Source organism: Rhizobacter sp., from assembly GCF_032229685.1.
Classification (GTDB): domain Bacteria; phylum Pseudomonadota; class Gammaproteobacteria; order Burkholderiales; family Burkholderiaceae_C; genus LMDS01.
Map to the genome: position 1 here is coordinate 50,236 of NZ_JAVTWP010000040.1, position 13,613 is coordinate 63,848.

14 protein-coding genes are annotated in these 13,613 nt (G+C 67.8%); 9 read left to right on the top strand and 5 right to left on the bottom strand.

The window, feature by feature from the left end; genetic code table 11:
• Nucleotides 1-25 precede the first annotated feature (25 nt).
• From AC30PD_RS18310 to lysM, 3 genes are all read left to right on the top strand, one after another.
• Nucleotides 26-841, top strand: a complete 816-nt coding sequence (locus AC30PD_RS18310; RefSeq protein ID WP_489537111.1) for a substrate-binding domain-containing protein — start codon at nucleotides 26-28, stop codon at nucleotides 839-841.
• A gap of 3 nt (nucleotides 842-844) precedes the next feature.
• Nucleotides 845-1,426, top strand: coding sequence for an MOSC domain-containing protein (locus AC30PD_RS18315; protein WP_489537112.1), 582 nt, complete (start codon nucleotides 845-847; stop codon nucleotides 1,424-1,426).
• A gap of 145 nt (nucleotides 1,427-1,571) precedes the next feature.
• Nucleotides 1,572-2,063: a peptidoglycan-binding protein LysM gene (lysM, locus tag AC30PD_RS18320; protein ID WP_489537113.1), complete on the top strand. Its 492-nt coding sequence runs from the start codon at nucleotides 1,572-1,574 to the stop codon at nucleotides 2,061-2,063.
• A gap of 81 nt (nucleotides 2,064-2,144) precedes the next feature.
• Here lysM and AC30PD_RS18325 read toward each other — a convergent pair whose 3' ends face one another.
• Entirely contained in the window at nucleotides 2,145-3,251 is a 1,107-nt protein-coding gene (locus AC30PD_RS18325; protein ID WP_489537114.1) for an alkene reductase, read from the bottom strand.
• A gap of 141 nt (nucleotides 3,252-3,392) precedes the next feature.
• Here AC30PD_RS18325 and AC30PD_RS18330 point away from each other — a divergent pair, with 141 nt between their 5' ends.
• The gene (locus AC30PD_RS18330) at nucleotides 3,393-4,235 is read left to right on the top strand and encodes a 23S rRNA (adenine(2030)-N(6))-methyltransferase RlmJ (RefSeq protein ID WP_489537115.1); all 843 of its coding nucleotides are present in this window, start codon (nucleotides 3,393-3,395) and stop codon (nucleotides 4,233-4,235) included.
• Between the two features lie 15 nt (nucleotides 4,236-4,250).
• Here the strand turns inward: AC30PD_RS18330 and AC30PD_RS18335 are convergent, their stop codons facing one another.
• Entirely contained in the window at nucleotides 4,251-4,991 is a 741-nt protein-coding gene (locus AC30PD_RS18335; protein WP_489537116.1) for a helix-turn-helix domain-containing protein, read from the bottom strand.
• 154 nt (nucleotides 4,992-5,145) lie between these two features.
• Between AC30PD_RS18335 and AC30PD_RS18340 the strand changes: the two genes are divergently transcribed.
• Genes AC30PD_RS18340 through AC30PD_RS18355 form a run of 4 tightly spaced genes read left to right on the top strand, consistent with a single transcriptional unit; the run spans nucleotide 5,146 to nucleotide 8,686 of the window.
• A complete protein-coding gene (locus AC30PD_RS18340; protein WP_489537117.1) occupies nucleotides 5,146-5,571 on the top strand; it encodes a YiaA/YiaB family inner membrane protein in 426 nt (141 codons plus the stop codon).
• Nucleotides 5,568-5,987 (top strand): hypothetical protein, encoded by a 420-nt coding sequence (locus AC30PD_RS18345; protein ID WP_489537118.1) that lies wholly within the window; start codon nucleotides 5,568-5,570, stop codon nucleotides 5,985-5,987. Before AC30PD_RS18340 ends, AC30PD_RS18345 begins: the two co-directional genes overlap by 4 nt.
• Nucleotides 5,984-6,760, top strand: a complete 777-nt coding sequence (locus tag AC30PD_RS18350; protein WP_489537119.1) for a DUF2145 domain-containing protein — start codon at nucleotides 5,984-5,986, stop codon at nucleotides 6,758-6,760. The genes AC30PD_RS18345 and AC30PD_RS18350 overlap by 4 nt, the downstream gene beginning before the upstream one ends.
• 39 nt (nucleotides 6,761-6,799) lie before the next feature.
• Nucleotides 6,800-8,686: an MFS transporter gene (locus AC30PD_RS18355; RefSeq protein WP_489537120.1), complete on the top strand. Its 1,887-nt coding sequence runs from the start codon at nucleotides 6,800-6,802 to the stop codon at nucleotides 8,684-8,686.
• Between the two features lie 52 nt (nucleotides 8,687-8,738).
• On the opposite strand, the gene AC30PD_RS18360 is transcribed toward AC30PD_RS18355, so the two are convergent.
• The 3 genes from AC30PD_RS18360 to queA all read right to left on the bottom strand — a co-directional run bounded on the left by AC30PD_RS18360 (nucleotide 8,739) and on the right by queA (nucleotide 11,455).
• Nucleotides 8,739-9,161 carry a CBS domain-containing protein gene (locus AC30PD_RS18360; protein WP_489537121.1) on the bottom strand — a complete coding sequence of 141 codons (423 nt, stop codon included), beginning with the start codon at nucleotides 9,159-9,161 and terminating at the stop codon, nucleotides 8,739-8,741.
• A 105-nt stretch (nucleotides 9,162-9,266) separates the two neighbouring features.
• Complete coding sequence (gene tgt / locus AC30PD_RS18365) at nucleotides 9,267-10,394, bottom strand: tRNA guanosine(34) transglycosylase Tgt (protein ID WP_489537122.1); 1,128 nt, start codon at nucleotides 10,392-10,394, stop codon at nucleotides 9,267-9,269.
• 23 nt (nucleotides 10,395-10,417) lie between these two features.
• Nucleotides 10,418-11,455, bottom strand: coding sequence for a tRNA preQ1(34) S-adenosylmethionine ribosyltransferase-isomerase QueA (queA, locus tag AC30PD_RS18370; protein WP_489537123.1), 1,038 nt, complete (start codon nucleotides 11,453-11,455; stop codon nucleotides 10,418-10,420).
• 50 nt (nucleotides 11,456-11,505) lie between these two features.
• Here queA and recG point away from each other — a divergent pair, with 50 nt between their 5' ends.
• Nucleotides 11,506-13,572, top strand: a complete 2,067-nt coding sequence (recG, locus tag AC30PD_RS18375; RefSeq protein WP_489537124.1) for an ATP-dependent DNA helicase RecG — start codon at nucleotides 11,506-11,508, stop codon at nucleotides 13,570-13,572.
• Nucleotides 13,573-13,613 lie beyond the last annotated feature (41 nt).

Sequence of the window (13,613 nt, forward strand, 5' to 3'; positions counted from 1 at the left end):
TTGCTGCGAAGCAATAATCGGCGCCATGACTTCGCGCCGAATCTTCCTGCTGGGCAGCTTGGCTGCGCCCCTGACTTCTGCCTGGGGCCAACAGCGCCGAGCGCTGTCCGACCCCTTGCGCTTCGGCGCGGACAACGCACTCGTGGATTCGGGCCTGGCGCAGGCGCTGCGCCAGGGTTTCGGCCGCGACACCGGCGTGCCCGTCGAGCTGGTGCGCAGCCCGGCGCAGGCGCTGCTGGCGGCCGTCGAGCGGGGCGAGATCGATGCCGTTCTCTGCAACGCACCCGAGGCCGAGGCCAGGCTCGAAAAGCAGACGCTGGTGCACGACCGTCGCCTGGTTGCCCGGGGCGAGTACGTGATCGTCGGGCCGGCGGTCAAAGGCAAGGTGCGCGACCCGGCCGGCATTGCCGGTGGCAAGGACGTGGCGCAGGCGTTGACCCAGCTCCGCGAGGCCGTGGCCGCGACGCCGGGGTCGCTGAGTTTCCTGTCGGCCAACGACGGCTCGGGCACCCACCTGGCCGAACAGGCGCTGTGGCGCGCGGCCAAGGCCACGCCTGCCGCGCCTTGGTACACGATGGCCGAACCGGCGATCGGCCTGGCGGCGCAGGCGCGTGCGCTCAACGCCTATGCGCTGGTCGAACGCGGCGTGTGGGCGGCGTATGGCGGCGCGCCGCTGGCCGTGCTGGTCGACGCCGACCCGCTGCTGGCCGAGCCGGTGCACGTGATGCGCCCCTTCCGCGCCAACCACCCCGCGGGCAAGCTGTTCGTCGACTGGGTCGGCGGGCCGAAGGGGCGGCGCGTGGCGGCCGGGCACCGTGGCTACAAGGCGGCTGCGGCCTGAGCCATGCCGGCTTCCGTCGTCAGCCTGAACATCGCCGCCGCCCACCCGCTCGTCATCGACGGCCGCGAAGTGATGAGCGGCATCGTCAAGCGCGCGGTCGCCGGCCCGGTCGAGGTGCGGGCCCTGGGCCTGGCGGGCGACGAGCAGGCCGACCTGTCGGTGCACGGCGGCCTGAGCAAGGCCGTCTATGCCTACCCGGTCGAACACTACGGTTTCTGGCAGACGGTGCGCGCGCAGGCGAAAGTGGCGGCCTGGGAAGCGGTGCTGCCGCCCGGTTCGATGGGAGAGAACCTCACGCTGCAAGGCCTGCTCGAAACCGGCGTGTGGATCGGCGACGTGCTGCGCTTCGCCGACTGCGAGCTCGCCGTCAGCGAACCGCGCTACCCGTGTTTCAAGTTCAACGCCGTGATGGGCTTCAACCAGGCCTCGAAACTCATGGTCGCAAACGCGTGGTGCGGCTTCTACCTGGCGGTGCGGGTCGCGGGCACGCTGCGCGCCGGAGAGAGCTTCGAGGTGATACCGGGCCCGCGCGAAGTCGGCATCACGGAACTGTTCCGCGCGCGTGTCTCGGGTGGGCGACGCTGACGGCAACTTGCGCGCCGCTTGTGGCATCAACGGCGGCGTCCTACACGCCCTGATTCAGCCCGCAATTACATTGCCGGTAGCGCTGTTGCGGCTCCCGCCGCTGCTATCGCTCGCCCTTCGATCCACCTCACCACGAAAGAATGCCATGAGCCTCATCAGTTTCTTCAAGGACGCCGGCGAAAAACTCTTCGGCAGCAAGCCGGCCGCCGCCGCTGCGCCTGATGCCGCCGCGCTGCAGGCCCAGGCCGATGCCGCGAACCAGACTGCGGCCACCGCGATCGCCGGCTACATCAACACGCAAGGCCTGAAAGTCGACGGGCTCGACGTGAGTTTCGACGGCGCCAGCGGCGCCGTGACCGTGTCGGGCGAAACCGCCGATCAGGCGACAAAAGAGAAGGTCGTGCTGTGCTGCGGCAACGTGCACGGCGTGGCCCAGGTCAACGACATGCTGGTGGTGCGCGAGCCGGCCGACGAGTCGCGCTACTACACCGTGGTGCGCGGCGACACGCTCTCGGCCATCGCGAAAGCCATGTACGGCAACGCCAACCAGTACCCGAAGATCTTCGAGGCCAACAAGCCGATGCTGAGCCACCCGGACAAGATCTATCCGGGGCAGCTGCTGCGCATCCCCGCCTGAACATGCGCGGCGGTGGCGGGCCGAGCGCCGGGCCGCCCCAAGCCGGCCCGCATCCCCTCGGGGGATCGCCTGACGTAACCGTCAGGCGAGGGGCACCATCTCCAGCGGCGGGTAGTCGATGTAACCCGCCGCGCCGCCGCCGTACAGCGTGTCGCGGTTCAGCGGCGCGAGCGGCGCGTCTTCACGCAGCCGGCGCACGAGATCCGGGTTGCTGATGAAAGGCTTGCCGAAAGCCACGAGGTCGGCCGCACCGCTGGCCACCACGTCGAGCGACATGGCGCGTGTGTAGCCGTTGTTGACCATCCACGCGCCGTGTTCGTTGCCGCTCTTGAAGCGGCTGCGCAGCGCGGCGTAGTCGAACGGCGCCACGTCGCGCGCGCCGCCGGTTGCGCCTTCGACGACGTGGATGAACGCGAGCTTCAACGGTGCCAACTGCTCGACCACGTGGTTGAACAGACCCTGCGCGTCGCTGTCCTGCTTCGCATCGTTGGCCGGTGTGACCGGTGACAGGCGCACGCCGGTGCGGCCGGCGCCAATCTCGGCGACGATAGCCGTCATCACTTCGATCAGCAGACGCGCCCGGTTCTCTTTCGGGCCGCCGTACGCATCGGTGCGGTCGTTGACGCTGTCGCGCAGGAACTGCTCCAGCAGGTAGCCGTTGGCGCTGTGCACCTCGACACCGTCGAAGCCGGCATCGATCGCGTTGCGCGCCGCCTGCCGGTATTCGGCCACGATGCGCGGCAGCTCGTCGAGCCGCAAGGCGCGCGGCTCCGACACGTCTTCGAAGCCCTTGGCCGTGAAGGTCTTGCCGACCGCACGCCGCGCCGTGCTCGAGACCGGCGGCTGCCCGTTCGGCTGGAGCGACACGTGCGAGATGCGCCCCACGTGCCAGAGCTGCACCACGATCTTGCCGCCCTTCGCGTGCACGGCGTCGGTCACGCGGCGCCAGCCGGCCACCTGCTCGGCGCTGTAGATGCCGGGCGTGTCGAGGTAACCCTGGCCTTCGGCCGAGATCTGCGTCGCTTCTGTGACGATCAGCCCGGCGCTCGCACGCTGCTCATAGTAGGTCGCCATCATCGGCGTAGGCACCTGGCCGGGGCCGGCGCGGTCGCGCGTCAGCGGCGCCATCACGATGCGGTTGGCAGTAGCGATGTCGCCGAAGCGGGTGGGTTCGAAGAGGCTGGTCATGCTTTGGTGTTGAAGTTGAATGAGCCGATGCTAGGGCCGGCGACAACAACATTGCCGGCAACGGAGTTGACGCAAACCGGCTATAGACGCCTCGCGCGAAGGCGGGCGCGATACAGTCCGCTCCGGATTCCTGGAAACACCATGCTCGCCTACCGACACGCCTTTCACGCGGGCAACCACGCCGACGTGCTCAAGCACACCGTGCTCACGCTCGTGCTGCGCTACATGAACGGCAAGGACAAGCCCTACCGCGTGATCGACACCCACGCCGGTGCCGGTGGTTATTCGCTCGAAGGCCGCTACGCGCAGAAGAAGGGCGAATTCGAGCAAGGCATTCTTCGCCTCTGGGACCGCACCGACCTGCCTCCCGCCGTGGCCGACTACGTGGCGCTGGTGCGCCAGTTCAACGCCGACGGCCGGCTCGAGCAATACCCCGGCTCCCCGGCCTTCGCGCAAATGCTCTTGCGCGCGCAAGACCAGTTGCGCCTGTTCGAGCTGCACCCCACCGACCACCGCATCCTCGCTTCGTACATCGGCGCCGTGAAGGGTGCCGAGGTGTATGACACCGACGGCTTCGATGGGCTCAAGGGCCAGGTGCCGCCCTCGACCCGCCGCGCGCTGGTGTTGATGGACCCGAGCTACGAAGGCCACAAGGACTACGGCCGCGTGATCACCTCGCTGCGCGAAGCCGTGCAACGCTTCGCCGAAGGCGTCTACATGGTCTGGTACCCGCAGGTCAGCAAGCTCGAAGCGGCGCAACTGCCGAAGCGCCTCGAAGCGCTGGCGCCCAAAGGCTGGCTGCACGCGCGGCTCACGGTGCAGCAGCCCGACCAGCAGGGTTTCGGCCTGGCCGGCAGCGGCGTGTTCATCTTCAACCCGCCGTTCACCTTGCACGACGAGCTGCTGACGATCCTGCCTTACCTCACCGAGGTGCTGGGCCAGTACGACGGTGCCAACTACCTGCTGGAGCAGCGCGCCGCGTGATCGTCGGGCGCGGGCTCAGCCGGCCGCGCGTTTCAGGTCGGTGAAGGCGCCGAAGAACCACGAGCGCATGCCCACCACCAGCGTGTAAGAGCGCTTCTGCTCGGCGGGCAGCTTCTGTTCGGTCAGGTGCTGCTGCGCAAAGTCTTGCCCGACGCGCTGCAGCCGCTCGACGAAGCTGGTGGCCTGCGACGCGCTCACCTGGCCGTGTACGAGCATCAACAACTCGCCTTCGCCGTCGAAGCCGGCGCTGTAGTAGTCGCCGACCACGTGCTCGCGGAAATACCGCATCACCGGCCCGTTGGGCCGCCAGCGAAAACCCTTCGCCACCTTGAGCCGGTAGCGGTTCAGCGGCCGCAGCTCGATGATGCCGAGCCGGTCGAGCTGCACCATGTACTTCACGCATTCCGCTTCCGAGATCGCGTAAGTGCTCGTGATCTGCTCGAAGCTCCACTGGCTGAAAGCGCAGATGGCGAGCAGCAGCAGCTTGCGGTCGGCCACGACGGCGGCTTCTTGTTCGGCGCTGAGTTCGCGGCGCAGCGGCTGCGTGTCGGCCACCTTGCGCGCGAGTTCGGCGAAGTCCATCTTCAGCACGCGCAGCATCTCGTCGATGCGTGACAGCGGCATGTCGCCCTTGGCCAGGATGCGCTTGATGCTCGACTCCGACATGCCGAGTGCGTCGGCCAGGTCGGCATAGGTGATGTCGGCCGCTTTCAGCTCGGCCTTCAGCGCGGTGATCAGGTCTTGTGTGGTGCTCATGTGTCTCCCCGGAGCGGCGACCGAGTATCGCAAACGGTACTGCGCAGAGATACCGCCGGCAGCGCGCGCTGCCACGCTCCTCAGGGCGATGGTGCGGCGGCTAGGCAGCGCCGAAGATTCAACCGTGTTCAACCAACCACTCACCGAGGATTTCATGCACTCCACCCCGATCCGCCAAGACACCCGCGCCTGGAAGCTGCAGGTGTGGGTCTCGTTCGGTCTCGCCGTCACGCTGTGCGGCAGCGGCCTGGCCTGGTTGCCCGGCCAAGACCTCGACCGCGCGTTCATGGTGATGGGCTACATGTTCTGCCTCTCGACCGCGTTCGCGCTGGCCAAGTACGTGCGTGACAACGAGACGCACAAGACAGACACGCCGATGTGGGGCCTGGTCGTGTGGGGCGGCTTCGCGCTGGCGATGGCGCTCACCGCCTGGGGCCTGTGGCGCATGGACGTGAACCCGACCTACAAGGCCTTTCTGGCCGTGAGCTGGCTGTTCCTGATCTCGGCGGTGTTCACGCTGGCCAAGACGCTGCGTGATGCACACGAAGCACTGCAATTTTCCCAAGGAGAACTGAAATGAAAGCGACCTTTGTCCGCCACTGTCTTGCCAGCACCACCCTGGCCGCGCTGCTGGCGCTGAACCTCACCGCCGCGCAAGCGCAGTCGGTCGAAGCGAGCATGCTCTCGACGCTGCCGGTGGCGGTGTCGGTCGCTGCCCCCGTGGTGCTCTCGGCCGGCGCGGTGCTCACGGTCGTGGCCGTGGAGGCCTCGGCCACCGGTGCGGTGTGGGTGCTCGAGCGCGCTTCCGACGGCGCGCGCAGCACGCTGCGTTTGAGCGCGCAGGCGGCGGGTGGCGTGTCGGTGGTCGCGGGCACCGCCGTCGTGGTCACGGTGCTGAGCACCGGCTGGGTGCTGTCGGCCGCCGGCGCCGCGATCGCCTTCATTCCGAACGAGATCGGCGCCGCCCTGCTCTACAACGAACGGGTGACGCGGTGAAGACGTTGCGTGTGCTGTTGTGCGTGGCGTTTTCGGCAGCCAGCCTGGCGGCCCACGCCGGCCGCAGCTGCGAAAGCAAGCCGCCCACGGCCGACGCGGTCGAACGCTCGATGGCGCTGGCCGAGCGCACCTTGAGAAAGCTCGACGCGAGCGGCGCGCAGGTGGTGGTGCTCGCACGCGCCGGCCAGAACCTCAACGAATACGGCCTGCGCTATTCGCACCTCGGTTTCGCGTACCGCGAGGCGGCCGGCTGGCGCGTCGTGCACAAGCTCAACCAGTGCGGCAGCGCGCGCGCATCGGTCTACCGCCAGGGGCTGGGCGAATTCTTCATGGACGACCTGTACCGCTTTGAAGCCGCACTCGTCGTGCCCACGCCCGAGGTGCAGGCGCGCCTGCTGCCGGCCTTGGCCGACAACGCCCGCGTCGCGCAGCTCAACACGCCGGCCTACAGCGTGGTCGCCTACCCGTGGGCCGTGACCTACCAGCAGTCGAACCAGTGGGCGATCGAAACGCTGGCGATGACGCAGGAGCCCGCGGCCTCCACCCGCGAACGCGCGCAGGCCTGGCTGAAGCTGCAGGGTTACCAGCCGACCACCTTGCACATCTCGCCCTTCAAGCGGCTGGGCGCGCGCGTGGGCACCGCCAACGTGGCCTTCGACGACCACCCGAACGACAAACGTTTCAGCGATCGCATCGAAACGGTCACGGTCGATTCGGTGTTCGCGTGGTTGAATCGCAGCGGCCTGGGCGGGCCGGTGCAGGTGATCCGTTAAATTGCGCCTCGGCTCACAAGACAAACACCAAGGGACGACATGAACGAGCACGCTCACCCGAACCAGTTCGCGTTGTTGAAACAACGCCGGTTCGCCCCGTTCTTCTGGACCCAGTTTCTCGGCGCCGGTAACGACAACCTGTTCAAGTTCGCCTTCACGGTGATGATCACCTACCAGCTGCAGGTGAGCTGGTTGCCGGCGAACCTGGCGGGTCTGGTGATCGGTGCGCTTTTCATCCTGCCGTTTCTGCTGTTCTCGGCCACCTCGGGGCAGGCGACCGACAAGTACGACAAGGTGCAGGTGATCCGCTTCGTCAAGAACCTCGAGATCGCGATCATGCTGCTCGCGGCCTACGGCTTCTGGACCAGCGACGTGATCGTGCTCTTGGGCTGCGTGTTCCTGATGGGCCTGCACTCCACGATCTTCGGCCCGGTGAAGTTCGCCTACCTGCCGCAGCACCTGGGCGAGCGCGAGCTGACCGGTGGCAACGGCATGGTCGAGATGGGCACCTTCGTGGCGATCCTGCTGGGCCAGGTGGCGGGCGGCCTGCTGGTCGCGATCCCCGACGTCGGCCGGCACTACGTGGCGATCGGCTGCGTGGTGGTCGCCCTGATCGGCCGCGCCACGGCGCAGGCCATCCCCGCCTCGCCTTCGAGCGACCCGGGCTTGCGCATCAACTGGAACCCGATCACCGAAACCTGGCGCAACCTCAAGCTGGCGCGCGAGAACATCGTGGTGTTCCGTTCGCTGCTCGGCATCTCGTGGATGTGGTTCTTCGGTGCCGTGTTCCTGTCGCTGTTCCCGGCCTTCGCCAAGGAAGTGCTGCACGGCAACGAGCAGGTGGCTTCGCTGCTGCTGGTGGTGTTCTCGATCGGCATCGGCATCGGCTCGCTGCTGTGCGAGATGCTCAGCAAGCGCCATGTCGAGATCGGCCTCGTGCCGATGGGCGCGATCGGCATGAGCGTGTTCGCGATCGACCTCTACTTCGCGTCGCGCGGCCTGGCCCCGTCGGCCGGCTACACGCTGAGCGCGTTCCTCGCGGCGCCGGCACATTGGCGCGTGATGGCCGACCTGGCGCTGCTGTCGCTGTTCGCAGGCCTGTACAGCGTGCCGATGTACGCGCTGATCCAGCTGCGCTCGCAGCCGAGCCACCGCGCGCGCATCATCGCGGCCAACAACATCCTGAACGCGCTGTTCATGATCGTGAGCTCGCTGGGTGTGGGCGCGCTGCTGAGCGCGAACTTCACGATTCCGCAGGTGTTCCTGATCACCGGGCTGCTCAACGCGGTGGTGGCGTTCTACATCTTCATGCTGGTGCCTGAATACCTGCTGCGCTTCGTGGCTTTCATCGTCACGCGGGTGGTCTACCGCTTCAAGGTGCGTGGCGACGAACACATCCCCACGCAAGGTGCGGCACTGCTGGTGTGCAACCACGTGAGCTTCGTCGACCCCATCTTGCTGATGGCGGCGAGCCCGCGGCCGATCCGCTTCATCATGGACCACAACATCTTCCGCATGCCGCTGCTCGGCTGGTTCTTCAAGCTCGCCAAGGCGATCCCGATTGCGCCGCAGCGCGAAGACGCCGGCACTTACGAGCTGGCGTTCGAGAAGGCGCGCGCGGTGTTGGCCGACGGCGAACTGCTGTGCATCTTCCCCGAGGGCGCGATCACCCGAGACGGCACGCTCGGCGAATTCAAGGGTGGCGTGATGAAGCTGCTCGAGACCCACCCGGTGCCCGTGGTGCCGCTCGCGCTGCAGAACCTGTGGGGTTCGTTCTTCTCGCGTGTCGATGGTGCCGCCATGACGAAACCATTTCGCCGCGGGCTGTTCAGCAGCGTCGGGCTGGTGGCGGGCGATGCGATCGCACCGGCCGCGGTCACGCCGGTTGCCTTGCGCGAACGGGTGGGGAGCCTGCTGACTTCGTGACGTGTCAGGCGCAGCGCCACCTGCGAGATTTCGATGCCGGCGCAGGCGCCGGTCAGAGCAGGTTGGGCTCCGAAATCTCGCGCAGCGTGTCGTCGGTCGGCGTGGGCTGGCGTGTGGCCAGGTCACCCAGCGCGACGATGCCGACGATCTGGCGCCGGGCGTCGAACACCGCGAGGCGGCGCACCTGGGCTTTGCCCATCTGATCCATCACGTCTTCGACCGAGTCGGTGTCGTTGCACCAGCGCAGCTCGGGCGTCATCACATCGGCGACGAGCGCTTCGCGCGGCGCCATGCCGGCAGCCACGCCGCGCACGGTGATGTCGCGGTCGGTGACCATGCCGACGATCGCTTCGCCGTCGCGCACCGGCAAAGCGCCCACGTCGAGGTCTTGCATGCGCTGCGCCGCGATCTGAAGCGTTTCGTCGAGCTGCGCGACGGCAACGCTGCGCGTCATGATGTCGTGGATCGTGGTCATGGTGGGCTCCGGGGTTTGGTGACGCTGGAGCCTACCGATTCAGGTCCCGCGCCCACCATCGGGAGACGGCTGCCCCGGGCGTAAGAAAGCTCCGACGTGCGGCCGCTACACGCCGCGCGCGCGGTCGGCCCGGAACCGCGCCACGAAGGCCTCGAACGTGCCCGCGTCGAGTGCCTCGCGCACCTCGCGCATCAGGTTCACGTAGTAGTGCAGGTTGTGGATGCTCGCAAGCATCGGCCCCAGCATCTCGCCGCAGCGGTCGAGGTGGTGCAGGTAAGCCCGCGAAAAACTTCCGCAGGTGTGGCACGTGCAGGTCGAATCGAGCGGCTGCTCGTCGGTCTTGTGGCGTGCGTTGCGGATCTTCAGGTCGCCGAAGCGGGTGAACAGGTGGCCGTTGCGCGCGTTGCGCGTGGGCATCACGCAGTCGAACATGTCGACGCCCGCGGCCACGCCTTCGACCAGGTCTTCGGGCGTGCCCACGCCCATCAGGTAACGCGGCTTGTGCGCCGGCAGGCGGTGCGGTGTGTGGGCGACGATGCGCTGCATCTCGGCCTTGGGCTCGCCCACGCTGACGCCGCCGATCGCGTAACCCGGCAGGTCGAGCGCCACGAGCGCGTTCAGCGACTCTTCGCGCAGGTTCTCGAACATGCCGCCCTGCACGATGCCGAACAGCGCGTTCCGGTTCTCGAGCGTCGTGTGCTCGGCCAGGCAGCGCGCAGCCCAGCGCAGGCTCAGTTCCATCGAGACGCGCGCTTCCTTCTCGGTCGTGATGTGGCCTTGCACGTCGTACGGTGTGCACTCGTCGAACTGCATCACGATGTCGCTGTTCAGCACGTGCTGGATCTGCATGCTGATCTCGGGCGTGAGAAAGAGCTTGTCGCCATTCACGGGCGACGCGAACTTCACGCCCTCTTCGCTGATCTTGCGCATCTCGCCGAGCGACCAGACCTGGAAGCCGCCGCTGTCGGTGAGGATCGGCCGGTTCCAGGCTTCGAAGCGATGCAGCCCGCCGAACTGGCGCAAGACGTCGAGCCCGGGCCGCAGCCACAGGTGAAAGGTGTTGCCCAGGATGATCTGCGCACCCATCGCCTCGAGCGACGACGGCATCACGCCCTTGACGGTGCCGTAGGTGCCCACCGGCATGAAGATGGGCGTTTCGACCACGCCGTGGTTGAGCGTGAGGCGGCCACGGCGCGCAAGGCCGTCGGTCTTGAGGAGTTCGAAGCTGAGCATGGTCTGAATTGTCGCAGCCGGGTTCAGCGCTGTCGTGCCAGCAGCATCGCGTCGCCATAGCTGAAGAAGCGGTAGCGCTCGGCGATCGCGTGCGCGTAGAGCGATCGCACGTGCGCGTGGCCGGCGAAGGCGCTCACCAGCATCATCAGCGTGCTCTTGGGCAGGTGAAAGTTGGTGACGAGCACGTCGACGACGCGGAACTCGAAGCCGGGCATGATGAAGATGTCGGTGTCGCGGCTGCCGCTTTGCAGCGCACCACCGAGCGCTGCGGATTCGAGCGCCCGCAGCGTGGTCGTGCCCACGGCCACGATGCGCCCGCCGGCCGCGCGGGAGCGCTCGATCGCCTGCACCGTGCTTTCACTCACCTCGAACCACTCGCTGTGCATCGTGTGCTCGGCGAGATTCTCGGTGCGCACCGGCTGGAAGGTGCCGGCGCCCACGTGCAGCGTGACGTTCGCGGTGCCGACGCCGCGCTCGCCCAACTGCGCGAGCAGTGCCGCATCGAAGTGCAACGCCGCCGTGGGCGCCGCCACGGCGCCCGGCTTCGCGGCGAACACGGTCTGGTAGCGGCTTTCGTCGTCGGCCGTGTCGGTGTGCGTGATGTAGGGCGGCAGCGGCACATGGCCGTATTGTTCGAGCAAGGCGAACGGGTCCGACGGAAAACGCAGGTGGAACAGCGCGTCTTGCGGCCCGCCGCGCCCCAGCACTTCGGCGTCGAATGCATCCGCGAAGCGCACACTGCTGCCTGGCTTGGGTGACTTGCTGGCGCGCAGATGCATCAGCACTTCGAACCCGGGCAACACCCGTTCAACCAGCGCTTCGACCGAGCCGCCGCTTGCCTTTGCACCGAGCAGGCGGGCCTTGATGACGCGCGTGTCGTTGAACACCAGCAGGTCGCCGCTGCGCAGCAGGCCCGGCAGGTCGCGGAAAACCCGGTCCACCGGCAAGAGCCCGGTGCCGTCGAGCAAACGCGAGCCGCTGCGTTCGGGTGCAGGGTGCTGGGCGATCAGTTCGGGGGGCAGAGCGAAGTCGAAATCGCTCAGGGTGTGGGTGCGCGTCATGGGTTGAGGGCTGGACCGGCCCGTGCCAACAAGGGAGGCAGAATTCTCCCATGGTGACCGCCACTCCCAATGCCTCGCCGAGTGTCGCGGCCAAGCCCAAGTCGGGCCCGCAGCGGGCGCTCGAAAAGCTTGGCCTGGTGCGCCCCATCGACCTGGCATTGCACCTGCCGATCCGCTACGAAGACGAGACCACCATCGTGCCGATCGGCAGCTTGCGCGACGGCAGCACCGCACAAGTCGAAGGCGTGGTGAGCCACAACGAAGTGCAGCAACGCGGCCGGCGCCAGCTCGTCGTGCGCGTTCACGACGGCATCGACGACCTGGTGCTGCGCTTCCTGAACTTCTACCCGTCGCAGCAGAAGGCACTTGCGATCGGCACCCGCGTGCGTGTGCGCGGCGAAGCGCGTGGTGGCTTCTTCGGGCTGGAGATGGTGCACCCGGTCGTGAAGGTGGTGGCGGAAGGCACGCCCTTGCCGGCCGCGCTCACGCCGGTCTATTCGACCAGCGCGCAACTGCCGCAGGCCTACCTGCGCAAAGCCGTGGCCGCTGGCCTGTCGCGTGCCGATCTGGCCGAGCTGTTGCCAGTGCATGCCGTGCCCGAAGGCATGCTGAGCCTGCGTGCCGCGCTCGATTTCTTGCACCACCCGGCGCCGAACGTGAGCCTGGCCACGCTCGAAGACCGCAGCCACCCGGCCTGGCAGCGGCTCAAGTTCGAGGAGCTGCTGGCGCAGCAGTTGTCGCAACTGCAGGCCAAGCGTGAGCGTGAGCTGCAGCGTGCGCCGCGCTTCGAGGTGCAGCCGCGCGGGCTGCAGGACAGGCTGCTCGCGGCCTTGCCGTTTTCACTCACCGAAGCGCAGCGCCGCGTCGGCCAGGAGATCGCGACCGACCTGCAACGCGAGGTGCCCATGCACCGCCTGCTGCAAGGCGATGTCGGCTCGGGCAAGACGGTGGTGGCCGCGCTCGCGGCGGCCATCACCATCCAGGCCGGCTGGCAATGCGCGCTGATGGCGCCGACCGAAATACTCGCCGAGCAGCACTTGCGCAAACTCGTCGGCTGGCTCGCGCCGCTGGGCATCACGGTGGCGTGGCTGACCGGCAGCCGCAAAGGCAAGGCGCGGCAGAAGATGCTCGAGCAGGTGGCCTCGGGCGAGGCGGCGCTGGTGGTCGGCACGCACGCGGTCATTCAGGACCAGGTGGTGTTCAGGAAACTCGGCCTGGCGGTCATCGACGAGCAGCACCGCTTCGGCGTGCAGCAGCGGCTGGCGCTGCGCGCCAAGCTCGCGGCGTCGGGGATCGAGCCGCACACCTTGATGATGAGCGCCACGCCGATCCCGCGCACGCTGGCGATGACACTCTTCGCCGACCTCGACGTGAGCACGATCGACGAGCTGCCGCCGGGCCGCACGCCGATCGTCACCAAACTGTTCTCCGACGCGAAACGCGAAGAGGTGATCGGGCGCATCCGCGATGCCACGGCGCAGGGGCAGCAGGTGTACTGGGTCTGCCCGCTGATCGAAGAATCGGAAACGCTCGACCTGCAGAACGCCACCGCCGCGCACGCGCACTTGAGCGAAGCGCTGCCCGGGCGCCTGGTCGGCTTGCTGCACGGGCGCATGCCGGCGGCCGAGAAGGCGGCGGTGATGGCGCTGTTCAACGCCGGCGAGATGGCGGTGCTGGTCTCGACCACGGTGATCGAGGTGGGCGTGGACGTGCCGAACGCGTCGCTGATGGTGATCGAACACGCCGAGCGCTTCGGCCTGTCGCAGCTTCACCAGCTGCGCGGCCGTGTCGGGCGTGGCACGGCGGCGAGCGTGTGCGTGCTGCTTTTCACCTCGCCTTTGTCCGACACCGCGAAAGCGCGCCTGAAGGCGATGCTGGAGACGAACGACGGCTTCGAGATCGCGCGGCGCGACCTCGACATCCGCGGCCCGGGCGAGTTTCTCGGCGCGCGGCAATCGGGTGCGCCCTTGCTGCGGTTTGCCGACCTGGCGACCGACGAGGCGCTGGTGCACCAGGCACGCGCTGCGGCGTCGCTGCTGCTCGACCGGCACCCTCAGGCTGCACTCGCGGTCGTGTCGCGCTGGCTGGGCGGGCGGGCGGAATACTTGAAGGCCTGAAGCGAAGGCGCGAGCACGCGCCGCCCGGCATCCATGGGCAT